At 69.6% G+C, this 22,504-nt stretch carries 22 protein-coding genes; 15 read left to right on the plus strand and 7 right to left on the minus strand.

The annotated features are described in order from the left end of the window. Window positions 1–58: 58 nt before the first annotated feature. From ACLQ2Q_RS05805 to ACLQ2Q_RS05830, 6 genes are all read left to right on the plus strand, one after another. On the plus strand, window positions 59–295 hold the full coding sequence (locus ACLQ2Q_RS05805) for a DUF7455 domain-containing protein (RefSeq protein ID WP_425818917.1): 237 nt from the start codon (window positions 59–61) through the stop codon (window positions 293–295). Between the two features lie 85 nt (window positions 296–380). Next, window positions 381–953, plus strand: coding sequence for a YdeI/OmpD-associated family protein (locus ACLQ2Q_RS05810; RefSeq protein WP_425818919.1), 573 nt, complete (start codon window positions 381–383; stop codon window positions 951–953). Between the two features lie 53 nt (window positions 954–1,006). Further along, window positions 1,007–1,435 carry a MarR family winged helix-turn-helix transcriptional regulator gene (locus ACLQ2Q_RS05815; protein ID WP_425818921.1) on the plus strand — a complete coding sequence of 143 codons (429 nt, stop codon included), beginning with the start codon at window positions 1,007–1,009 and terminating at the stop codon, window positions 1,433–1,435. Further along, window positions 1,432–2,412, plus strand: a complete 981-nt coding sequence (locus tag ACLQ2Q_RS05820) for a zinc-binding alcohol dehydrogenase family protein (RefSeq protein ID WP_425818923.1) — start codon at window positions 1,432–1,434, stop codon at window positions 2,410–2,412. Before ACLQ2Q_RS05815 ends, ACLQ2Q_RS05820 begins: the two co-directional genes overlap by 4 nt. Beyond that, the gene (locus ACLQ2Q_RS05825) at window positions 2,409–2,606 is read left to right on the plus strand and encodes a hypothetical protein (RefSeq protein WP_425818925.1); all 198 of its coding nucleotides are present in this window, start codon (window positions 2,409–2,411) and stop codon (window positions 2,604–2,606) included. The genes ACLQ2Q_RS05820 and ACLQ2Q_RS05825 overlap by 4 nt, the downstream gene beginning before the upstream one ends. Beyond that, the gene (locus ACLQ2Q_RS05830; protein WP_425818927.1) at window positions 2,603–3,454 is read left to right on the plus strand and encodes an SDR family oxidoreductase; all 852 of its coding nucleotides are present in this window, start codon (window positions 2,603–2,605) and stop codon (window positions 3,452–3,454) included. The genes ACLQ2Q_RS05825 and ACLQ2Q_RS05830 overlap by 4 nt, the downstream gene beginning before the upstream one ends. A gap of 584 nt (window positions 3,455–4,038) precedes the next feature. Here ACLQ2Q_RS05830 and ACLQ2Q_RS05835 read toward each other — a convergent pair. Further along, a complete protein-coding gene (locus ACLQ2Q_RS05835; RefSeq protein ID WP_425819975.1) occupies window positions 4,039–4,350 on the minus strand; it encodes a hypothetical protein in 312 nt (103 codons plus the stop codon). Further along, window positions 4,233–4,712, minus strand: a complete 480-nt coding sequence (locus ACLQ2Q_RS05840; protein WP_425818929.1) for an alpha/beta fold hydrolase — start codon at window positions 4,710–4,712, stop codon at window positions 4,233–4,235. The genes ACLQ2Q_RS05835 and ACLQ2Q_RS05840 overlap by 118 nt, the downstream gene beginning before the upstream one ends. A gap of 197 nt (window positions 4,713–4,909) precedes the next feature. On the opposite strand from ACLQ2Q_RS05840, the gene ACLQ2Q_RS05845 reads away from it, so the two are divergent. Further along, window positions 4,910–7,966: an alpha-mannosidase gene (locus ACLQ2Q_RS05845; protein ID WP_425818931.1), complete on the plus strand. Its 3,057-nt coding sequence runs from the start codon at window positions 4,910–4,912 to the stop codon at window positions 7,964–7,966. Window positions 7,967–7,980: 14 nt separating this feature from the next. Here the strand turns inward: ACLQ2Q_RS05845 and ACLQ2Q_RS05850 are convergent, their stop codons facing one another. The 4 genes from ACLQ2Q_RS05850 to ACLQ2Q_RS05865 all read right to left on the minus strand — a co-directional run bounded on the left by ACLQ2Q_RS05850 (window position 7,981) and on the right by ACLQ2Q_RS05865 (window position 14,955). Beyond that, window positions 7,981–8,688: a VOC family protein gene (locus ACLQ2Q_RS05850; RefSeq protein WP_425818933.1), complete on the minus strand. Its 708-nt coding sequence runs from the start codon at window positions 8,686–8,688 to the stop codon at window positions 7,981–7,983. A gap of 75 nt (window positions 8,689–8,763) precedes the next feature. Then, on the minus strand, window positions 8,764–11,025 hold the full coding sequence (locus ACLQ2Q_RS05855; RefSeq protein ID WP_425818935.1) for a RyR domain-containing protein: 2,262 nt from the start codon (window positions 11,023–11,025) through the stop codon (window positions 8,764–8,766). Between the two features lie 46 nt (window positions 11,026–11,071). Then, a complete protein-coding gene (locus ACLQ2Q_RS05860) occupies window positions 11,072–14,056 on the minus strand; it encodes a hypothetical protein (protein ID WP_425818937.1) in 2,985 nt (994 codons plus the stop codon). 152 nt (window positions 14,057–14,208) lie between these two features. Then, the gene (locus ACLQ2Q_RS05865; RefSeq protein WP_425818939.1) at window positions 14,209–14,955 is read right to left on the minus strand and encodes a CDP-alcohol phosphatidyltransferase family protein; all 747 of its coding nucleotides are present in this window, start codon (window positions 14,953–14,955) and stop codon (window positions 14,209–14,211) included. 86 nt (window positions 14,956–15,041) lie between these two features. Between ACLQ2Q_RS05865 and ACLQ2Q_RS05870 the strand changes: the two genes are divergently transcribed. The 7 genes from ACLQ2Q_RS05870 to ACLQ2Q_RS05900 are packed head-to-tail and all read left to right on the plus strand — an operon-like array spanning window position 15,042 to window position 21,724. Further along, entirely contained in the window at window positions 15,042–16,019 is a 978-nt protein-coding gene (locus ACLQ2Q_RS05870; protein WP_425818942.1) for a zinc-dependent alcohol dehydrogenase, read from the plus strand. Next, window positions 16,016–16,411: a 6-pyruvoyl trahydropterin synthase family protein gene (locus ACLQ2Q_RS05875; RefSeq protein ID WP_425818944.1), complete on the plus strand. Its 396-nt coding sequence runs from the start codon at window positions 16,016–16,018 to the stop codon at window positions 16,409–16,411. Before ACLQ2Q_RS05870 ends, ACLQ2Q_RS05875 begins: the two co-directional genes overlap by 4 nt. After that, window positions 16,408–17,448 carry a glycosyltransferase family 4 protein gene (locus tag ACLQ2Q_RS05880; protein WP_425818946.1) on the plus strand — a complete coding sequence of 347 codons (1,041 nt, stop codon included), beginning with the start codon at window positions 16,408–16,410 and terminating at the stop codon, window positions 17,446–17,448. Before ACLQ2Q_RS05875 ends, ACLQ2Q_RS05880 begins: the two co-directional genes overlap by 4 nt. Then, a complete protein-coding gene (locus ACLQ2Q_RS05885; RefSeq protein WP_425818948.1) occupies window positions 17,445–18,257 on the plus strand; it encodes an SAM-dependent methyltransferase in 813 nt (270 codons plus the stop codon). Before ACLQ2Q_RS05880 ends, ACLQ2Q_RS05885 begins: the two co-directional genes overlap by 4 nt. Further along, window positions 18,254–19,243, plus strand: a complete 990-nt coding sequence (locus ACLQ2Q_RS05890) for a lysylphosphatidylglycerol synthase transmembrane domain-containing protein (protein WP_425819943.1) — start codon at window positions 18,254–18,256, stop codon at window positions 19,241–19,243. The genes ACLQ2Q_RS05885 and ACLQ2Q_RS05890 overlap by 4 nt, the downstream gene beginning before the upstream one ends. Continuing rightward, window positions 19,240–20,091: a RibD family protein gene (locus tag ACLQ2Q_RS05895; RefSeq protein ID WP_425818950.1), complete on the plus strand. Its 852-nt coding sequence runs from the start codon at window positions 19,240–19,242 to the stop codon at window positions 20,089–20,091. The genes ACLQ2Q_RS05890 and ACLQ2Q_RS05895 overlap by 4 nt, the downstream gene beginning before the upstream one ends. Next, complete coding sequence (locus ACLQ2Q_RS05900) at window positions 20,075–21,724, plus strand: CDP-alcohol phosphatidyltransferase (RefSeq protein ID WP_425818952.1); 1,650 nt, start codon at window positions 20,075–20,077, stop codon at window positions 21,722–21,724. The genes ACLQ2Q_RS05895 and ACLQ2Q_RS05900 overlap by 17 nt, the downstream gene beginning before the upstream one ends. Here the strand turns inward: ACLQ2Q_RS05900 and ACLQ2Q_RS05905 are convergent. Next, complete coding sequence (locus ACLQ2Q_RS05905; protein ID WP_425818954.1) at window positions 21,714–22,115, minus strand: hypothetical protein; 402 nt, start codon at window positions 22,113–22,115, stop codon at window positions 21,714–21,716. The two genes, ACLQ2Q_RS05900 and ACLQ2Q_RS05905, sit on opposite strands and share 11 nt — an antisense overlap. Before the next feature lie 44 nt (window positions 22,116–22,159). Between ACLQ2Q_RS05905 and ACLQ2Q_RS05910 the strand changes: the two genes are divergently transcribed. After that, window positions 22,160–22,504 carry a DUF2200 domain-containing protein gene (locus ACLQ2Q_RS05910; RefSeq protein ID WP_425818956.1) on the plus strand — a complete coding sequence of 115 codons (345 nt, stop codon included), beginning with the start codon at window positions 22,160–22,162 and terminating at the stop codon, window positions 22,502–22,504.

Below are 22,504 nucleotides of genomic sequence, written 5' to 3' on the forward strand. Positions count from 1 at the left end.
GCCTTCCACCTCGAACGCCCGGACGGATCCCGCCCCATCCCGCGAAAGGGTGTGACTCATGGACGAGCCACCCGTCGACATCGTCGACCGACACCGTACCGACGTCGCGAGCGAAGCGCGCGAGTACTGCGACGCCTGCGCCGGCACCGGCGCCCACGTCGAAGCGTTCGTGTTCGCCGAGCTTCCCTCGGGACTCTCGGTCGCCTACTGCGCTCACCATGGCACGCGGTACCTCGGACGGCTCCGCGAGGTCGCGCTGGTCCTCATCGACCACCGGCATCTCGTGGCGTCCTGACTGCAGGGAACCATGCGACACGCATCCGCCGCCCACGCGGGCGTCGGGCCTCACGCGCTCGCGCGATGAGAGCTATCCTCCCGTCATGGTCAGCCACGCCGACAAGCCCGAGTTGCATGTGGACACGGTCGCGGACTGGGAAGCGTGGTTGGACTCGCACCCCGACCCGGTCGGCGTCCGGCTGCGACTGCGGAAGAAGGCGACGACCCAACCCGGGATCACGTACGCCGAGGCCCTCGATGTCGCGCTGTGCTTCGGGTGGATCGATGGGCAGTCGCACTCCCTTGATGCCGACTACTTCCTCCAGACCTTCACGCCGCGGCGACCGCGAAGCATCTGGTCGAAGGTCAACATCGGTCACGTGAGCCGGCTGATCGACGAAGGTCGCATGCGGCCGCAAGGCCAGCTCGAGATCGAACGGGCGAAGGCGGACGGGCGATGGGACCGCGCTTATCGCCAACGCGACGGCGAGCTTCCCGTGGAACTGCAGGAAGCACTGGACACGAACCCGGAGGTCGCCAAGGCCTTCGCGTCCCAGTCGGCGCAGAACCGATTCGCGATGGCCTTCCGCGTGGCGAACCTCAAGCGACCGGCTTCGCGAGCGGCACGCGTCGCCGAATACGTCGAGATGCTGAAACGCGGCGAGAGCCTTTACTGACGCGCTCTTAGATTCCAGGGAATATAGTTCCCGGTGATGCAGTTTTATAGATCATGGACTTCTTCACTTCGCTTGTTCGCTACGAGATCGACCTGTGGAACGCCATCGAGGACGCCCTGCGGAGTCAGGGTCAGATCGGCTTGGCCCGATTGCAGGCGGTCAGCGTTCTCGCGGAACACGCCGGTGCCGGCCGGGTGCACGACATCAGCGGGGAGATCGGGATCACGGTCGGGGCGGCGAGCAAGCTGGTCGACCGTCTGGAGCGGGATGGGCTCGCCGTGCGCAGCCCCAATCCGGACGATCGACGGTCATCCTTGATCGCGTTGACCGCCGACGGCACGCGCGCACTGCACGCGGCCGCCGATGTGCGGGACACCGTTCTCGGGGCCGTCATCGATCCTGACGCCGAGCGAAGTGCGTTGTCCGCCATTGCGGCTCTGCAGTCCAGGCTGGACGAGCATAGGAAGGCGGGCGCGGCATGAGCGCGTCGATGCGCGCCGTCGTTGTGGACCAGCCGGGGCCGCCGGAGGCGTTGCGAGTCCGCGAGGTCCCTAAGCCGACCGCCGCGGAGGGTCAGGTGCTGATCCGGGTCGCGGCGTTCGGCTTGAACCGCTCGGAGCTGCACTTCCGCCAGGGGGTCGCGTACAGCGGAAGCTTCCCCCGCATCCCCGGTATCGAGGCCGCCGGTGTGGTGGAAGAGGCGCCGGGTGGCGAGTTCCCACGGGGCACGCAGGTCGTCACGATGATGGGCGGGATGGGTCGCGACTTCGACGGAGGGTATGCGGAGTACGTCCTCGTCCCCGCGCGCCAGGTGATCGCCTTCACCAGCGATCTGCCGTGGCACGTTGTCGGTGCCGTTCCGGAGATGCTGCAGACCGCCAACGGGTCGCTGACCGCCGGACTGGACGCGCGCGAGGGGCAGAGCGTCCTGATCCGCGGCGGCACGTCATCCATCGGGCTGGCCGCCACTGTGCTGGCGAAGCTGCGAGGGATGACGGTGTACGCCACCACCCGCCGCGACGCTGCCCGCCCGCTGCTGGAAGTGACAGGCGCCGACCACGTGCTCATCGATGACGGGGATATCGCCTCCCGGGTGCGCCGCATCGAGCCTGCCGGAGTCGACGGGGCGATCGAGCTCGTGGGGGTCAATGTGATGAAGGACACCCTGCGAGCTGTCCGGGCCGGCGGCACGGTGTGCTTCACCGGCATGCTGTCCGACCAGTGGACGATCAAGGAGTTCTACCCGATGGACTGGCTCCCGAACGGTGTCCGGCTGACGGCGTACTCGGGCGAAGCGGGCGACCTGCCCGCGGCAACCCTGCAGGCCTTCCTCGACGCCGTCGCCGCCGGCCGCGCGACCGTGCCGATCGGACGCGTCTACAGGATGCACGAGATCGCGCGGGCCCACCACGACATGGAAGCGGGAACCGTGGGCGGCAAGGCGGTGGTGCTGACATGATCCCCCCTCTCGAGATCTGGCACGCCCGCCACATCGCCCTCGCCCGCGCCGCCGCACGTGAGCGCGAACCGGTTATCGACGACGAGGAGACGCGCGAACGAGCACCAGGCGCCCCGAGCCGGCCCGCGAATTCATCCGGAGAAGACCACAGCGACCTCGTCGCACCACGCGAGACCGTGAAGGGGAACTCATGAGCAGCGCACCGACCATCGCCATCACCGGAGCTACCGGCGTCGTCGGCGGCCACGTCGCACGAGAGCTCGCCGACCGAGGCGTGCCTCAGCGTCTCCTGGTCCGAACGCCCGACACGGCCCGTCAGCTCCCGGCGGCGCCCGTCTTCCGATCCAGCTACAGCGACCAGGACGCAGCCCGCTCCGCGCTCGAGGGGGTCGACACTCTTTTCATGGTGTCGGCACACGAGAGCCCCGACCGCATCGACCAGCACAGGTCATTCGTCGACGCCGCGGTCTCGGCTGGGGTGACGCACATCGTCTACACATCCTTCGCCGCAGCGGCACCCGATGCGACGTTCACCCTCGCCCGCGACCACTGGGCGACGGAGCAATACATCCGGGCCTCAGGGCTCACGTGGACGTTCCTCCGCGACAGCTTCTACCTCGACTTCATGGAGGCCCTCGTCGGTGACGACGGAGTCATCCGCGGTCCGGCCGGGCAAGGGCGCACTTCTTTCGTCGCCCGCGCGGATGTCGGCCGCACAGCAGCCGCAACGATCCTCGACCCCTCCGCGCACGCCGGCGGCGTCTACGACCTCACCGGTCCGGTGGCGCTCACCCTGGCCGAGGTGGCCGCCACCATCAGCCGCATCCGCGGACGCGATGTCACCTTCCACGACGAAACGACCGAGGAGGCCTACGCCTCCCGCGCAAGCTACGGCGCGCCCGGCTGGCAGGTCGATGCCTGGGTCACCACCTACACCGCCATCCGCAGCAACATCATGGCTCCCGTCAGCTCAGCCATCGAGGACATCACCGGCAGGGCCCCGATCGACCTCGAGACGCACCTCCGATCCACCCCACGCTGACGCAGGCATGAAAGGTGCGTGGAGCACGGGGGTCAGCCTCCGACGTGTATGACGGGCCGGTCCATCGGGTCGCTGTCGTTCGCTCGGAGGATCTCGCGCACCACGGGTGCCGTGTCGCCGCGGCCGAGGAGGAGGTAGCGTCCCGACGGCCCAAGCTGAGAGCTTCGCTCAACTCCGATGCGCCTTCTCGGCCTCGACAGGCCGAGGCGGATCCGCCTACGCGCGTATCTGTGGGATTGATCGATCGTCACCGGGCTTCGGGCCAACTTCTTTGGGCAAACCTGAGGATCCGTTCTTGTCCCCCTTAAGGGGGACAACGTAACCTCGATCACGAAGACGCGGCGCTGGGGAGTCGACCGCGATCCTCGAATCTGGAAGGGATGTCCGGCGCTGGGGCGCGGGACATCCAGGAATCCGGAGGATCCCCCGGGATGCAGTCACAGCTGCACCCCGGGGGGCCGACCGGGGTCCGTCCAAAAAGACCGCCTCGTGCGCCAAGTGCCGTCAACAGGCATGTCGCCCAGACGCCACGCCCCGTTCGCCGGGGCAGCCTTGGGCCTGGCTCGCCTGAGACAGAGAAGTGTTCAGCGCGCCGACTCCACGATCGCGGTCACCTCAGCGGCGATCTGGTCCGGCACGACGGGCAGCATCACATGCGGGGTGTCAACGGTGATCATCTGGGATGGGTCGAAGTGTGCGATGAGATCGGCCTGCATGTGCCGGATGCCGGAGACAAACTGTTCCGCGCTTTCGGGGTCTGGCGCTTCGAGGGATTCGGTCACGAAGATCGTGCCCGGCACCGCCGGAATGCGGTTGAGCGCGACGCGGGCGATGGGGTACGCGCCGAGGCCGTCGATCTGCTCGCGCGTGGCCTCCCATGCGTCGGGGGCAGCCACATGCTCTCGGGCAGGAGGGCCCGCTCGATCTCGTCTTCGGACGGGAGGGTCGGATCCAGGAGGACGACGCCCGCGACATCCTCTGGATGCGTCCCGGCGTAGGTGTAGGCGATCAATCCGCCGAACGACCCGCCGACGAGCACGACAGGCGTGGCGAGACCGAGCCGCTCGATCAACCCCCGAAGGTCGGCGACCGTATCCGTCACGGGGAACGGTCCTTGCACTTTCGCGCTGTCGCCGACGTTCACCCGCTCGTATTCGCAGTACGTCGTCTCGGGCGCGATGCGCTGCTGCAGGTCGGGGGAGTGAGCCCATGAGTCTGAGTCGCCCTGCGGAGACGAGGGGCTTGAAAGGTCGCGCACCAGCGGCCGGGTGGTGAGACTCCTCGCTGAAGGTCATGTGAACGAAACACGGAGGCGGGACTAGGCACCCGCTCGATGCCGTGCAACGGTCGTAGCGACGAGCGACGACGAGGACTCCGCGCCATACCCACCATGGGGCATGTCAGCGCGGCCGTCCCGTTTCGACTGCTCCTATCACCGTCAGGAGGGCTGCCAGCGTGCCAGACAGGGAATCACACCGGATCGAGCTGCGCGTGGACCGATTCGTGCGCGAACGTCTGCAGCCTGCTTCCGTGGTGGCCACGGCATCCGTCGCGCTCGCGGCCTGGGAAGCGCCCGATGAGCCGGTGCCCTTCGAGGAGGTGCCGCACGACGCCTTCACCCCCTTCCGGGTCGGCACTTCGTGGGGCAAGCCGTGGGGCACGACCTGGTTCGAGGTTTCGGGGACCGTTCCCGTCGATTGGGATGCCGGCGCCGAGGACATCGAACTGAAGATGGACCTCGGCTTCTCCCTCACGCAACCCGGTTTCCAGGCGGAAGGCCTCGTCTGGTCCCCCGAGGGAGTGATCCTCAAGGCGCTCGAGCCGTTCAACGACTACGTGCGCCTCGGCGTGCGGCCCGGAGACCCGTTCCGGGTGTACGTCGAAGCCGCGTCGAACCCCGACATCGGGGCCGGCTTCATCGACTTCCGCCCCTCGGGCCTGGGCCGGAAGTCGGCCGCTTCCTCCGATGCGCTCTATGCCCTGCGCCAGGTCGAGCTGCTGCACCGGGATCCTGAGGTCGGCGAGCTGATCGCCGACGTCTGGACGCTGCGTGGCCTCGCGAAGGAGCTTCCCGAAGGCTCACCCCGGCGGGCCGCGATCCTGACGGCGCTGGACGAGATGGTGGACGTCGTCGACCCGACCGACGTGTCCGGCACGGCCTCGACCGGGCGCGCTGCCCTCGCCGGTGCCCTCGCGTCGCCCGCGGCGGCGACGGCGCACACCGTGTACGCGGTGGGTCATGCGCACATCGACTCGGCGTGGCTGTGGCCGGTCAGAGAGACGATCCGCAAGTGCGCGCGCACCTTCTCCAACGTCCTGGACCTGATGGAACAGGATCCCGACTTCACGTTCGCGTGCTCCTCTGCCCAGCAGTTCGCCTGGATCAGGGACGGCTACCCGAAGCTTTTCGAACGGGTCCGCGCACGGGTCCTGGAAGGAAGGTTCATCCCGGTCGGTGGCATGTGGGTCGAGTCGGACACCAACATGCCCGGGGGAGAGGCCCTCGTGCGGCAATTCATCGAGGGCCACCGGTTCTTCTTCGACGAGTTCGGCCTCGAATGCCGGGAGGTGTGGCTGCCCGACTCCTTCGGATACTCCGGCGCGCTGCCGCAGATCGCCAGGGCCGCCGGAGCGGACTCTTTCCTGACCCAGAAGCTGTCGTGGAACGAGGTGAACCAGTTCCCGCACCACACCTTCCTCTGGGAAGGCATCGACGGCACGCGGATCTTCACCCACTTCCCGCCCGTCGACACGTACAGCGCCGTGCTCTCGGGCGGGGAACTCGCACACGCCGAGCGGAACTTCCGCGACAAGGGGCACGCGAACACCTCCCTCGTGCCCTTCGGGTTCGGGGACGGCGGGGGAGGCCCGACCCGGGAGATGATCGCGGCGGCGAGACGGACGAGGTCCTTGGAGGGTTCGCCGCGGGTGCTGCTCAGCACGCCTTCGGCGTTCTTCGACGATGCCAAGCGCGAGCTCGCAGTTCCCGCGGTGTGGGTGGGAGAGCTGTACCTCGAGTTCCATCGGGGGACCTACACGTCGCAGGCCCGCACCAAGCGGGGGAACCGGCGCAGTGAGCACCTGCTGCACGAGGCGGAGCTGTGGGCGGCGACCGCCACGGTGCGCACCGGCGCAGACTATCCCTATGAACAGCTCGAAGCGGCGTGGCGACTGGTGCTGTTGCAGCAGTTCCACGACATCCTTCCCGGGTCATCGATCGGGTGGGTCCATGACCAGGCCGTGCAGAACTACGAACGGATCGCCGATGCTCTCGAAGGGATCATCACGACGGCCATCGCCGTACTGGCCGGCGAGGACGGGTCTTCCGAGGAGCTGCGCCTCGACGGCGCGGAGCTGCGCCTCAACGGCGCGCCCGTTCCCGTCGACGGCGTGCCGGCGTTCGGTTTCGCTCCGATGCCGGATCATACGCCGGTGCCGATCATCGAGACGGACACCGGATACACGATCGACAACGGCGTGCTCCGTGTCGTCCTGGACTCCGCGGGGCTCGTCACATCGCTTCTCGACGTCGCCGCCGACCGCGAGGTCGTTCCGCCGGGACAGAGACTCGGCATCCTGCAGCTCTTCCAGGACACCCCCACGACGTGGGACGCGTGGGACATCGACGTCTCGTACCGCGCGTCGGGGAGCGACCTGATCGACACCGACTCGGTGTCGATCGTCACGCTCGCCGATGGGACCTCCGCGCTCCGCACGATCCGGACCGTCGGCTCCTCGACCGTGATCGCACAGACGATAAGCCTGGGTGCGGGCAGCAATGCGGTCGACTATGAGACGCGCATCGACTGGCGCGAACGGCAGCGGATGCTGAAGCTCGCCTTTCCGGTGGATGTCCACGCCGACGCGGCGGCGTCGGAGATCCAGTTCGGTCACATCGTGCGGCCGACGCACACGAACACGAGCTGGGATCTCGCGCGCTTCGAGACACCGGCGCACCGATGGGTGCACGTGGGTGAAGAGGGCTTCGGGGTGGGAGTGGCGAATGACTCCACCTACGGGCACGACATCACCCGCCATGCACGATCGGGAGGTGGCACGTACTCGGTCGTGCGCCAGACACTCCTGCGGGCGCCCCTCTTTCCGGATCCGGAGGCCGATCAGGGCGAGCACACCCTCCGCACCGCGATCGTCGTCGGCGACATCGGTGAGGCGATGCGGCAGGGATACCGCCTCAACATTCCGGTTCGAGAGGTCGTGGGCGTGGCTTCCGACCGCACGGCGCCCCTGGCGCGGAGTGATCGCGAGAACGTCGTCGTCGAGACGGTCAAACTCGCCGAGGACCGCACCGGCGACGTCGTCATCCGCCTGTACGAAGCTCGAGGCGCGCGGTCGACCGCCACGATCCGCTTCGGGTTCCCCTTCGCCACCGTGCGCGAGACCGACCTCTTCGAGCGCGAAGTCGCGGCATCCGTGCTGACTGCAGGGGCACGCGAAGTCACGGTGGATATGCGACCGTTCCAGCTGATGACACTGCGCGTGACGCGGGGGTAGCCCGAGTCCGCTGCTCAATCCTTCTTGACGGCGGAGACATCGACGCAGACGACGCCCTCGTTGCCGTCCTGGTCGGCGATCACCGTGAGCGATGGCGCGTCAGTGGCGTCCACGACGGTCCCACCCGCGGCGATGGCGGCGGCGATCCGCTGCTCGGCCACCTCGGGCGCCACATAGACCTCGATGTGGAGCCGCTGACGCGGAGCTCCTTCCTCGCCGGCTTCGCCGAACCACAGGTTCGGCACCCGCGCCGTGGCGTCCCGGATCTCGTCGCTGGGAGACCCGCGCCCCTGTGACTCGGCGCTGCCGGTCAGCAGGGCGGCCCACACGGGCGCGATGGTCGCGGAGTCGGCCGTCTCGAGGCCGAGCTCGATGTGGCTGACCGAGGCCGGGTCGGCGGTGATCCCGTGATCGGAGGCGATCTCGGTGATCCGTCGCGCGAGATCGACGTCCCGCTGGGTCACCCACTCGACGGCGTGTTCGGTGCCCTCGTCGTCGCGGTACACGGCGTCGTCGCTGGTCAGCTTGAGATCGACGTATCCCTTGCCCATCGACACGCGCGGGTGGTGGCCGAGCGCGTCACCCGCCTCGCCCACCGCGACGACGAATCGTGCCCCGGTTCCGAAGTCGTCGACGACGTACCGGGCGTGCAGCCCCTGGGCGAGCTTGCGCCATTCGGTCAGGTTGGCTGCGGCGATCTGTCCGCCACCGAGCATGTCCATAGCCGGGGAGTCTAGACCCGGGGTCCGCCGCAAAGACAGTAGAGAATCCACTTCCCCCATGCCGGATCGCCGGGGTCACTGCTCGGGTGCGTAGGTCCGCTGGAAGTGCTCGGATGGGACGACCCAGCGCTCACCGCCCTGTCCCTCGACCACCCAGTCCCCGGGCTCGGCGCGGGCGGTCCCCTCGAGCGTTTGGACGATCGTCGTCGTGCGAGCCTGCATCGCGCGGACGACTCCCCGCCGCCGCCACCGACCTTCCCCCGCCGGTTCATAGGTGGCCTCGAACTCGGGGGCGCGGACGGACCACATCCGTTCGCCATCGTGCACGCGCCAGTCGCCCCGGTGCGCCTCCATCGTGCTGCCTCGCGCCGTCTCCCAGGTCCAACCGTTCGTCAGCAGCTCGGCCGTCACCTCTCCCAACCGCCGATAGCGCCCCCATGTGCCTGCGGCATCACGCACCGGCCGGGAGACGTAGCCCAGGGTGCGCAACAGCGCCAACGCATCCCGGACGGAGCGGCGCGACTTCTCTCGATTCGCCTCATCCAGGTCCGACCACTCGATGAGCCCGGGGTGTCGGCGCCGGGCATCGTCCCGCCGCTGACCGAACCGCCATCCTGCAGCGAGGTAGTGGGCCCGCCACGACTCGTGCTCTCGCTGCGTCATGATCTCCAGCTGCTCCTCGGTCGGCAGCACATCCCCCGGGTCGCCATCGCCCGTGGCAGGCCCCCACGATCGGCCGACCGCGACGGCCGATGCGAGCGTCGCACGGATGAGCCGGACGTTGCTCTCCTTATAGAACGCGGGCAGTCCCGCATCCCACCTCCGCCGCGCCGGAACAGCGGCGTCTTCTCCGTAATCCGCGAGGAAGTTGGTGTGCGCGATACGAGCCACCCTTTCCCAGCGATCGGGGGCGCCGCCGAAGTCCGAGAAGCTCAGCGCGAAGGGGTAGAGCCCCTCCATCACGGGCTCTTCAGGGATCGCCCCGTCGTCGGCGACCTGCGCGTACACCGGCCACCCAGGACGTGACGCCGCCAGTTCGGTAGGACTCAGTCTGGGGCGTTTCGAGCCCGGGGCGGTCATGACCGCTGGTGACCGGGCGCTCGCGAGCGCCTCGGTGAAACCCGAGGTGGGGTCGTCACACGGGAAGGCGTCGACGTCGTCCGCCGCGTTCCCGAAGGCGCGCTGGTGGAGCGCATGCTGCCGAACCAGCGCCTCGGCATCCCGACCGACGATCGCGATGCGAGGGGGACGGGGTCCTTCCGCCGACCTGAGTGCCTTCAATTCGCGGCTGCGCTGCGCGACCTCGGCGGCGATCGCGAGCACAAGACCGGACTCGCCGTGCACGGCGACCAGATCGTGGCCGTCGTCCATCCAGCGGGTGACGAGCCTTTGAGCGGTCGCTTCGTTGAGGCCCACCGCGTCCACCGCCCACAACGGCCGGTCGACTTGGCGGCGCCGCCAATACTCCGCGACCCACGCGTCATCGATGCGCACGACGACACGCACGTGCCGATCGCCACGGATCGCATCGAGGTGCTGAGACAGCCGCTCGAACCGCAGCATGTTCGTGCCCGTGTCGGGGCTGAGGAGGTAAAGGGCATCGAGCGCGATCCGGCCCCGCCGCAGGGAGAACGAGCGCAGCGCGCCGTCGGCCGAGTCCCCCCACCGCAGCACGACGATGCCTGCCTGGCGCTGCAAGGGCGGGGGTGGATCAATGGCCTCCGCTCGGACGATGATGAGAGTGCCAGGGGCCGTCCGCCTGCGGATCGCGGAAGCGGCAGCCAGCGTCACGTCCAGCGGGCCGTCCACGACCACGCGTGATCGCGCACGTCGCATCCGGAGCACGTCCAGCTGCGTCCGGAAGACGACGGCCGCCGCGAGAGCGAAACCGAGACCCACGGTCGCAATCGCGAGGAGTCGGGCAACCGTCAGCGCGAGCGGGGGGTCCGCGGGGCATCCGCTGACGCTGCCGAAGACCTCGGGTGCGCTGCCGACGAACAGCCCGAACGCCCAGGTGAGGGGGCTCCAGAAGGCGACGGACTCCCTGGCGCACGTGGAGTAAGCGGCGAGCCCGAGCCCGACCGCTGCTGTGCCGATCAGGAGGATCCCCGCGAGAGGCCGAGCGCTGTGCTGCCTGTGGCCCCGTGGAAAGACGAGCACCCCGAGTGCCAGCGCCAGCGCAACCGCCAGCGTCACGACCTGCCACGACTGCGGGTCCCAGAACGGGGACCAGACTCCTACGGGCGAGCCGAATGGTGTCAGTGCCGCGACGACGAGGAGGGCTCCTACCGCGATGCACGCCGCGGCCGCGATGGCGATCGCGATCCGCCTCAGCACGACGTGCCGCCAGAGTGTCGAGCCGGCGCCACGCGCCCTGCTCGCTCTACGAGCACGGCGGGTCCGCCGGTGTCAGCACGCCGATGAGCGTCTCCCACTCGCCGGCGGTCACGACTGAGCCCGCCGTAGCGCAGGCAACGTCCACCTGCACGGCAGGGTCGAGCTCCAAGCGGGTCGCGATGGTGGCCTCCGGGCTTGCGCCGTAGAGGGTCGTGATGAGCGCGCCTCCGTTCGGTTCGAACGCGTACGCTCGCACGGCGCTCTCGTATCCGTATGGCAGCGGGATGCTGTTGACGCGGGTGGCCGTGGTGACATCCACGAGCTCCAGGCCGTTGGCGGTCGGGATGCCGACGATGCCGTCGTCGCGGATGATGAGGCGACTGTCCTGCAGCCCTCCGAGATTCCTCGCTGCGGTGGATGACACCGTGCGGGTTTCACCCGCGCCGGACTCGTCGATCAGCCAGACCGGCCCCCCGTCGAAGACCACGACGAGCGTGCCGTCCACGACCGTGGCGTCGATGAGCACCATACCGGCGGGCACCTCCAACTCGGTCATCAACTTCCGGGTGGAGACCTCGAAGATGCGGACCTTGTCGGGACCGGCGGTGACCGTCGCCACGTCGTACTCGCCCGGGTCGGTGAGCGTGACAGTGATGCCGTCGTTGGAGAACCGTGCGCTGTCGTAGCCGCTCTCCCCGTCTGCCGCGCTCAGCTCGATGGCCTCGACGGCCCCACCGGTCGCCGCATCGAGGACGAGGATTCGGCCGTCGCTGGCGGCCACGGAGACGGTTCCGTCCTCGTTCAGGTGCGCTTCCAGCAGTTCGATCGCATCCGCTCCGTCCCGGGGCAGTCCTAGCCCCCACGCGACGATGCCTGCGGGGACCTGGGAAGCGTCGGGCGGCTGTCCGGGCCAGATCGTCGCCAGAGTCGCATCGTCGAGCCAGACGAGGGGGGCGGGCGGTTTACCGGAGACCCAGGCCGGATTGCGCAAGGCGAACTCATCGCCGGGCATGGTCCAGGTCATCGAGGGTCGTTCCCCAGAGGAGCCGGGCACGGCTGCCACCTCCAGCGTCCGCGACTCGAGATCGTAGGTGTACATGCTCTGCCCTGTCGCAGAGACACCAATCGCCGAAGCTCGGCAGTCATTGAAGTACGGAATAGCGGTGCACTCGTCCAGCGGGCGAATGGCGCTCGCATCGACCGCCCTGCCGAGCGATTGGACATGCCAGACCGACAATGCGTCGTCTGCGGCGAGGACGAAGCTCTGCGAGTCCGCGAGAAACGCGCCGTCGGTCACGTCTGCGACACCGGAGAGCCGACGTGCGACGCCCTCCGCGGCACCCTCGGAGTCTTCGACCGGCACCAGATAGATGCCGGTCGAGTCGACGGCGAGGAGTCTGCTCCGATCGGGGCTGAGCGTCAGCCAGCTCGGCGAAGCCAGTGCCACGTCGGCGAACAAGGGTGCATCATTCCCCGGCGCCTCGGCCGTCGGCCAGATGTCGACGCGCGACGCGTCGGTCTGGGCGGCCCGGATCACGACGTCGAGCGTGGGCGGCGTGTCGAAGAGATCCGTCCAGGGATTCCACGGCACGCTCATCGGCTCTGCAGACGCGTCATCGCTCAGGTCGGTGGTGGTCCACGTCGACCGGAGCGACATCACGCGGAGCGTCGTGTCATCGACGAACGACATGTCCTGCGTCGAGTGCTGGAAGTCGCCGCCGGCTGTGAACAGGGGATCCTCGAGGGTGGTGTCCGGATCCAGGTCGCCCGTGGAATACAACTGGATGGCGGACGACGGCTCGCTGCCGACACGGTAGAGCGTGGCGGAAAGCGCCCACCTCGCACCGTCGGGCGCGACCGCGAGTCCCCACAGGGCATTTCCCTCGGGCATGTCGATGTAGACCGGGTCCTGCCCACCCTGGGCCACACCGACCCGGGACTGCCCTCGCGCGAGCACCACATCGGCGGATGCCGCGATGGCCACACGCTCGACCGGCTCACCGAGGTCGAGCCGCTCGGCGGGCGCGGCGCCCGGGGCTGTGCCCAGCGTGTAGACCGTCCCGTCTCGTGTTCCCACGGCCACCGTCGAACCGCCGTCAGGCGCGACCACCGTGATGTCTGACGGGAAAGTCCTGAAGTGGTCGAGGTTGGGGGTGCTCACGGTCGCCTCGAGAAGGACGGTGCGCGCGAGCGAACTGTCTTCCATCTCGATGCCCCCTGCGGCGAGCAGCGAGGCCAGGCGGAGATCGGTGGGGAGAAGTCCCGATGCCAGCGCGCTCAACTGACGCGCGGCGATGGATGTCGCCTGCTCGCCGATCTCCTCTGACTGCCGCGCGACTTCTTCCGCCTGACGGGCGACCTTCTCTGCCTGCCTGGCCACTTCGTTGCTCTGAATCAGGGCGATGATCGCGGCTCCGACCGCGGCCACGAGGAGGACGGAGAGGGTGGCGATCGCTGCGCGTGTGAGCCGCCGCGTCTTGCGGTGCTGGGCGACGTCGTCGCCGATGAGTTCATCTCGAGGGATGCCGCGGATGGGTGCGGCGAGATCTGCGACGAGGTCCTGGAATCGCGCGCCCGCCGTCGGGTCGGTCGCTTCGGTGACGAACCAGGTCGCGTCAACCCACCGCGGCTCCTCCGGGAAGGCGCCGCGAAGTGACGGTGGGATCGGGCTCTCCGGGGTGAATGACCGGCTCGTCGCGTCCCATGCCATGCTGCCCTGCTGCACGACGAGCAGCATTCCCCCGACGCCCTTGTGCTCCACCCACCAGCCGACCTCTCGGTCGACGTAGGCCGACTGCGCCGCCTCGGGTGTGGCGAGCAGGATCAGGTGCTCGGCCTCTCGGAGCGCGTTCTCGATCGTGCCCCACAACGCAGGGTTGGCCGACATCGACGAGTCGTCGCGGAACACGTTGCACGCCCGAAGGCGGTTCCAAGGGCGGGCGAACTGCTCGATTCCACGCTCCAGAGCCACGGCGAGCGGGCCGGACGCGCCCCGCGAATAGGAGAGAAAAGCGTCCCACGTCCGAGCCATGGCCGCTTCAGCCGCCTTCGCGGTCGCGCTGTCGATTTCCCATGTGACCCTCTCCCTCAGGAGCGCCTCGCGCGGCCCAGCCGCGCCTCACGTGCCTAGCAAGTTAGTGGAGTCGCCTCCGCGGCGAAAGATACATGGTGGGCGAGATCGCGCTAGGCCTCGCGGCCGGTTCCCGCCGCGGTCTTCGCGCCCTCCTCGGCGCTCGACGCGCTTCCCCGTCGACGGATGAGCCATACCGTGTCGCGACCGAAGGATTCCAGCAGCAGCGCGAGAGCGACCAGCACCCCGGCTAGTCCCGCCCACGCCGGCGCGAGAGTCGAGGCGGCGAGAACCAGCGCGATGCCCGCGACCGCCGTCACCACCTTGCGCCAGTAGCGATGCGGCAGCGTCCTCCGCATCCAGGGCAGAAGCCACCCGGCCGCGACGAAGACGTAGCGCAGCAGGCCGATGGTCAGCACCCACCAGCCCATGCTCGGGGCGAGGTAGGCGCTGAGGACGAGCAGGAAGAAGGCATCCACCTCCATGTCGAACCGGGCCCCCAGCTCGCTCACCGTGTTCGTGATCCGTGCGATCCAGCCGTCCACCGCGTCCAGCGCGAGGGCGATGCCCGCCAACCACACCAGCAACGGCACCGAAACCGACGCCGTGAATGACGTCGCCACAAGTCCTGTGACGACGCCCACCATCGTCGAGCGCAGGGCGGTCACCCCGTTGGCCCAGCCGAACGGAATTGTCGTCCTGCGGTTCAACCCCCTGGTCAGCAGGGCGTTGGACACGACAAGGTAGAGGAGTCCGGCGGTCCATCCCGCCACCGACAGCGCGGAGACACGGTCGACGGCGAACAGGCCGACCGCGCCCACGCCGATCGACGAGAGCGGAGCAAGATGAACCTTCGACACGGGGCGCTCCGTTTCCTCCTCATGGATACCATTCGGAGCACGCTGCTCGGGTCGTCTCGCGTTCGATTCGAGAAGAAGCCCGCCTGATGCGCGCGACGGCGTTCTGGGTGGATGGGCCCGGCGCGGGATCGCTTCGGAACGAGCAGCTCCGCGAGCCGGCGCCCGGCGAGGTGCTGGTGCGGACGCTCCACACCGGCATCAGCCGGGGGACGGAGTCGCTCGTGTTCCGCGGCGAGGTTCCTGCCTCGGAGCGGGACCGGATGCGCGCCCCGTTCCAGGAGGGCGATTTTCCCGGCCCCGTCAAGTACGGCTACCTGAACGTGGGCGTGGTGGAGCAGGGCGCCCCCGACGTCGTCGGCCGCACCGTCTTCACTCTCTTCCCGCACCAGTCGGCGTTCGTCGTCGCGGAGTCGGCGATCTCGCTCGTCCCCGACTGTGTCCCCGCCCGACGGGCGGTGCTCGCGGGTGCGGTCGAGACGGCGGTCAACATCCTGTGGGATGCCGCCCCCCTCGTGGGGGATCGCATCAATGTGATCGGTGCGGGCATGATCGGCTGCGCCGTCGCGCGGCTGGCCCGCGGCATCCTCGGGGTCGACGTCACGCTGGTCGACGTCGACGCCGCCAAGGCAGAGGTCTGCGGGCGCCTCGGCGTCGCGTACGCCCACCCTGACGATGCGCCGAGGGGCCGCGATCTTGTCGTGCACTGCAGCGGATCCGGGGGCGGGCTGCAGCTCGCCCTGCAGTCTGCCGCCACGGAGGGCGAGATCATCGAGGCCAGCTGGTACGGCGATTCGCCCGTGAGCCTGCGGCTCGGCGGCGACTTCCATTCCCGCCGTCTCACCATCCGGTCGAGCCAGGTCGGAATGGTAGCGCCGCGTCGGCGAGGCAACCGGACGACGGCCGACCGGCTCGCTCTTGCGCTCCGCCTGCTGCAGGATCCGGCGTTCGACGAACTGCTCACGGGCGACTCCCCGTGGCGGGATCTTCCGGATGTCCTCGCGGGCATCGCGGGAGGAACCGCGCCTGGCCTTTGCCACACCATCGATTGGAAGGACGCCGGATGACGTACTCCCTCACGGTCCGTGACCACATGATGATCGCGCACAGCTTCTCGGGCGAGGTCTTCGGTCCCGCGCAGCGCCTGCACGGGGCCACCTTCATCGTGGACGCCACCTTCCGTGCGGCCGGTCTCGACGCGGACGGCGTGGTGGTCGACATCGGGCGTGCGTCCGACACGCTGCGCGGCATCCTGTCGGCCCTGACGTACCGCAACCTCGACGACGAGCCCGAGTTCGCCGGGGTCAACACCACCACCGAGCGGCTGTGCAGCGTGGTCGCGGAGCGGCTGGTCGAGGCGGCGCGGTCCGGCGCGCTCGGCGGCGCGCCGCTGACGGCGATCGAGGTCACGCTCCGCGAGTCGCACATCGCGTGGGCGTCGTTCGAGGTGATGCTGTGAGCGGCGCCGACGGGATGCTGTGGCTCGTCGTCCCGCAGGGGGTCGACGATCCGACCAGGGTGAGCGGCGGCAACGTCTTCGACCAGCGGGTGCGGGAAGGGCTGAGGGACCGAGGCTGGCAGGTGCGGGCGGTGGAGGTCGAGCCGGATGCGGGGACGAGGCTCGCCGAGGAGCTCTCGCGCGTTCCGACGGAAGCCGTCGTGCTTGTCGACGGTCTGGTGGCGATGCGGGCCGCCGGCGTCATCGAGGCCGCCGCGGGGCGGCTGCGCATCGTCGTGCTGGCTCACATGGTCGTCGGCGCGTTCGCGGGCGCGGATGCGCGGGACATCGAGGGCGAGGCGCGGGTGCTGAGCTGCGCCCGCCGCGTCATCGTCCCGAGCGAGTGGGTGCGTTCGGAATTCGTCGAACGAGGGCGTGTCGCGCCGGAGCGCGTCGTCGTGGCGATGCCCGGGTCGGACGACGCGCCGGAGGCCCGCGGGACAGCGACCGGCGGGGCCCTGCTGTGCATCGGGGTCGTCGCCCCGCACAAGGGACAGGACACGCTGGTCGACGCACTGGTGCAGCTGGGCTCGAGGATGCCGTGGACCTGCACGATCGCCGGATCCGTGGCGGTGGACCCCGGGTTCGCGGGCCGTGTCGCGGCGCGAGCGGAGGGCGCCGGTCTGTCGGAGCGGATCACCTGGGCCGGTGTGCTGACCCCGATCGAGCTCGACGCCGAGTACGCCCGCGCGGACCTGCTGGTCGCGCCGTCGCGCACGGAGAGCTACGGAATAGCCGTGGCGGAGGCGCTGCGGCGCGGCGTCCCCGTGCTCGCCAGCCGCGTCGGCGGGATCCCCGAGGCGGTGCGTCCGGGTGTCGCCGCGGTCCTCGTGCCACCGGATCGGCCGGATGCGCTGAGCGACGCCCTGCGACGGTGGATCATCGATCCCACGCTTCGTGCGCGCCTGACCGATGAGGCGCGCAGAACCAGAACGCGTCGTCCCCGGTGGAGCGACACCGTAGACACGATCGATGCGACCCTGGCGGGCCTTTCGTGAGCGTCGTCATCCCGGTCTCGGCCGAGTGGCTGACGCTGCGGGAGGACGTGGATGCGCGGTCGCGCTCACGCGCGCTCGCGCTGCGGGCAGCCGAGATGGTGAGGGCGCCCCTGACGGTGCACGATCTCGGGAGCGGCACGGGCTCGATGATGCGATGGCTGGCGCCGCTTCTCCCCGGACCCCAGACGTGGGTGCTGCATGACTGGAACCGCGCCCTCCTCGAACAGGCGGCTGCACAGCCGGCTCGCGACGGCGAAGGGGTTCTCGTCTCGGTGCGGACGAATGTCGACGGGCTCGGCCGGCTGCGCGCGAGTGCGCTCGCGGGGGCATCGCTCGTGACCACCTCCGCCCTGCTCGACGTGCTGGCCCGCGAGGAGATCGAAGCGATGGTGCGGGCGTGCGTGGAGGCGGGCGCGCCCGCGCTGTTCGGTCTCAGCGTGACCGGAGGGGTGGAGTTCGAACCGGCCGACGCGCGAGATCACGCGTTCCAGACGGCGTTCAACGATCACCAGCGCCGGTCCGTCCACGGCCGGCGCCTGCTGGGCCCGGATGCCGCGGGAGTGGCGACAGACCTCTTCGGGACCGCCGGGTGGTCGTTGCGCGTAGCGGAAACGCCGTGGGTGCTCGACTCGGAGGACCGCGAACTCGTCGAGGAGTGGATGCGCGGCTGGGTCGCGGCCGCCGTGGAGCAGCGCCCGTCCCTGCGGAAGCCGGCGGCGGAATACGCGGCGATGCGTGCAGCCCGCATTGCCCGGGGCGGGTTGCGCGTTCTCGTGCATCACCAGGACCTCTTGGCGTGGCCGCCATGACCGCGGTGGTCCGCGAGCGCTCGCCGGAGGCGGCCGTATCGCCGCCGCGGTGGCGACGTTGGGCGCAGGTGACCGTTGGAGCGGGAATCCTCGCGGCGATCCTCATCCAGGTCGGGGCCGAGCCGTTCCTGCGAGGGCTGGCGTCGGTCTCGCCGTGGGCCATCGCCACGGCGTTCGCGCTCACCGCCGTGGCCACGGCGGCCGCCGCGTGGCGATGGCGCCTGCTCGCGTCCCGTCTGGGGCTCGAGCTCGGGTGGGGCGAGTCCGTTTCGGCGTACTACCGCTCGCAGTTCCTCAACACGGTGCTTCCCGGGGGGGTCGTCGGTGACGTCCATCGAGCCGTGGAGCACGGGCGAAGCGTCGAACAGGTCGCGCAGGCGGCGCGCGCGGTGGCCGCCGAGCGAGCCGTCGGCCAGGGGGTGCAGCTCGTGCTCGCCGCGGTGGTGCTGGCATCGATCGGATTCTCGGCCTACGCTCCGGCTGTGGGGCCTGTGCTCGGAGTCGTTCTCGGCGTCGTTCTCGTCGTCGGCGCGGCGGTCGCCGTCGCCCTGGCAAGCCGTCGCGCCCGCGCGGCGCTCGCGCACGAGCTCGCGATCCTGCGGGGTGCGTTCAGCTCCGCGAGCACGGTCGTCCGATTGGTCGCGGCCTCGACCATCGTGGTCGCGGCACATGTGGGAACCTTCGTCGTGGCGTGCGCGGCGGTGGGCGTCGACGCGACTCCCGGGCAGATCACGGCAGCGGCCGTTCTCGCGGTGCTGGCGTCCGCCATCCCGCTGAGCATCGGCGGATGGGGTCCTCGCGAGGGCGTCGCCTCGTGGGCGTTCGCCGTCGCGGGGCTCGGCGCGGCGACCGGCATCGCCGCTTCGACCACGTACGGCGTGCTCGCGATGATCGCCGTCGCCCCCGGTGCGCTCGTGCTCGCGGCATCCTTCCACCGTCGTCGCCGCGGCGTGGCGTCGATCGATGCCGGCGGGTGGACGCGATGACCCTGCCCTACGTCACTCTGAGCTGCGCGATGTCGATCGACGGCTATCTGGACAGCGCCGTTCCCCGTCGCCTTGCGATGTCGAACTCCGAGGATTTCGACCGGGTGGATCAGCTGCGCGCGGACAGCGACGCGATCATGGTCGGCGCATCCACCGTCCGCCGCGACAACCCGCGCCTGCTCGTGCGCAGCGAAGAGCGGCGGCTGCTTCGCCTCGCCGCGGGGCGGCCGGCGTCACCGGCGAAGGTCACGATCACCGCCACCGGCGACCTCCCCGTGGAGTCGTCGTTCTTCACCGTCGGCGATGGCGACAAGCTCGTCTACTGCCCGCGGGGAGCGCGCGAGCGGATCGCGAACCGGCTGAGCGGCGCAGCCACGGTGGTCGGGCTGGGTGCGGAGGTCACAATGAGGGATGTCGCGGCCGACCTCGCCGGCCGCGGAGTCCGGCGGCTCATGGTCGAGGGAGGTGGCCGGCTGCACACGCAGTTCCTCGTCGAAGACATCGTCGACGAGCTGCAGCTCGTGGTCGCTCCCTTCTTCGTCGGCGATTCCCGTGCACCCCGCTTCGTCGAGGCCGGCCGCTTCCCGTGGACGGCCACGAGACGTGCCCGGCTGGCCGACACCCGTCGCATCGCCGACGTGGTGCTTCTGCGCTACGCACTGTCTGACCGGTTCCCGGGAGCAGACGCCATCGACGAGCTAGGCCGGCACGGCCGGCGGCCTTCCTTCGATCGCCTCGACCAGCTCGAGGACGGCGACCCGCGCGAGAAACTCGACGGATGCGATGAGGGTGCGGGGGAGGCGTTGTCCGCGGGACCTCCCCTGCGGGACCGTGACCGCCGATCGTGACGCCCGGTTCGGGGAGGGTGACCGCCTCTCGCGCGGCGCTCGCATCTCCACGGTCGCCGCGTGCGCCGCACTCCTCGTCGTCCCTCTCGTCCCCGGTGCGCTGACGACCGGAACGCCCGCCGCATTGCTGGGCGTGCCGGCCGAGTCGTTGGCGATCGTGCTCGTGCTCCTCATCGTCGTGGCGCGGCCCGTGCGTGCGACAGCCGCGGGTGTGTTCGGGGCGGTCGTCGTGTCGGCGATCCTCGTGGCGGTGCTCGACCTCGGCTTCCGGGCGATGATCGACCGCCCGTTCAACCTCGTCGAGGACGGTGGAGCGGTGCTGAGCGCCTGGGGCGTCGTGCGGGATGCGGCCGGCACGGGCAACGCGATTCTGACGGTGCTGCTGCTCGCCGCGCTGGCGGCCGCCGCTGCCGTGGCCCTCGCACGCGCCGCGCTGCGCGTCGGGGGAGCCGCTGCGGGCGCGGGCAGACGAGGGGGGATCGCCGTGGCGGCCGTGACGGGGGCGTGGCTCGTCGGCTCGCTGGCGGGGCTCCAGGTGCTGCCGGGCACGCCCGTAGCGGCATCCCGGGTCGAGGACACCCTCATCGACTCATCGGCGCGCGCGCTCACCAGCATCCGGGATCAGCGCGCGTTCGAGCGGGCGCTCGAATCGGACCGTCTCGACGGGGTGCCGGCGCAGGAGCTGCTCGCCGCCCTCGCGGGCAAGGATGTGGTCGTCGCCTTCGTGGAGAGCTATGGACGTGTCGCCGTCGAGGACTCCGCGTTCACGGACGGCATCGCACGCGCGCTCGACGAGGGTGGCAGCCTCCTCGAGCGAGAAGGGTATTCGTCCCGGAGCGCGTTCCTCGCCTCGCCCACGTTCGGCGGCGTGAGCTGGCTCGCCCACGCGACGCTGCAGAGCGGTGTCTGGGTCGACTCACAGGCGAAGTACGACCGGCTGATGGCGGGGGACCGGCAGACCCTCAGCGGCGCGTTCGCGCGCGCCGGATGGCGGACGGTTGCGGTCGTCCCGTCCAACACGCGGCCGTGGGAGGCGGGCGCGTCGTTCTACGGCTTCGACACCGTGCTCGACTCCCGCAACATGGGCTACCGCGGCCCGGCCTTCGGATACGCGCGCATGCCCGACCAGTACACCTGGCAGGTCTTCTCCGACCGGGAGCTCGGCAACGGTCGCCAGCCGGTGATGGCCGAGATCGATCTGGTCTCGTCGCACACACCTTGGACACCCCTGCCGAGTCTGGTGCCCTGGACGCGGGTGGGGAACGGGTCGGTGTTCGCCGGCCAGGCGGCGGAAGCGGAGTCGCCGGTCATCGCGTGGGCCGACCCGGATCGAGCCCGGGTGCTCTACGGCCGCTCGGTCGAGTACGCGCTGCGCACGATCTTCTCGTTCCTGGAGACCTACGGCGACCAGGATCTCGTGCTCGTGGTGCTCGGGGACCACCAGCCCGCACGGATCGTCAGCGGCTCCGAAGCGGACGGCGATGTGCCGGTCACGATCATCTCGAAGGACCCCCAGGTCTTCGCGAGCATCGCGTCATGGCGATGGGAGGACGGACCGCGCCCGTCCCCCGACGCGCCGGTGTGGCGGATGGACCGGTTCCGCGACCGGTTCGTCGAAGCGTTCAGCGGTTGAGCGTGCGGGGCGTGCGGAAGACGAGGGCGGTGGTGATGGCGAGCACCACGATGCCGATCGCTTCGAGGATGACGGTCTGCGGGACGAGCGTGAAGTCCCAGGTCTGCGAAATGCCGAACAATCCGACGGTGAGCGCGAGGACGAGCGCGAGCAGGGTGGCGATCAGGAACAGCAGGCTCAGCACGGTCGCCAGCTGAAGGAGGCGGCCGTGCAGCACCAGCATCGCGATCGCCAGAACGAGTGCCGCAACCGCGTTGAGGGTGAATGCCACGCCCAGGATGCCGCCGACGCCGTTGAAGACGAGGTAGAGGTGGATCCCGCCCGCCACGAGAAGCAGGACGGCGCTGAGGATCCGCATGATCCAGAGAACGCGCTGGTTGGTCTCAGCCATCGACTCACCCTTCGCACCACGGCGCCGCGAAGTACGCTAGCCCCGTGCATAGAATCTTCCGCACCAGCGTGGCATCGGTCTACCCCCTGTACGTCACGAAGCTCGAGAAGAAGGGGCGCTCGCAGCACGAACTCGACGAGGTGATCCAATGGCTGACCGGGTTCGATGAGCCGACGCTGAAACGACAGCTCGATGATGGTGCGACCTTCGAGGAGTTCTTCGCGGACGCGCACGTCAATCCCAAGGCCTCGCTGATCACCGGCGTGATCTGCGGCATGCGTGTCGAGCAGATCGAGGATCCCCTGATGCAGAAGATCCGCTACCTCGACAAGCTCGTCGACGAGCTCGCGCGCGGCAAGGCGATGGAGAAGGTCCTGCGGCAGGCCTGA

The sequence above is a fragment of the Microbacterium sp. DT81.1 genome, from assembly GCF_049844955.1.
GTDB lineage: Bacteria > Actinomycetota > Actinomycetes > Actinomycetales > Microbacteriaceae > Microbacterium.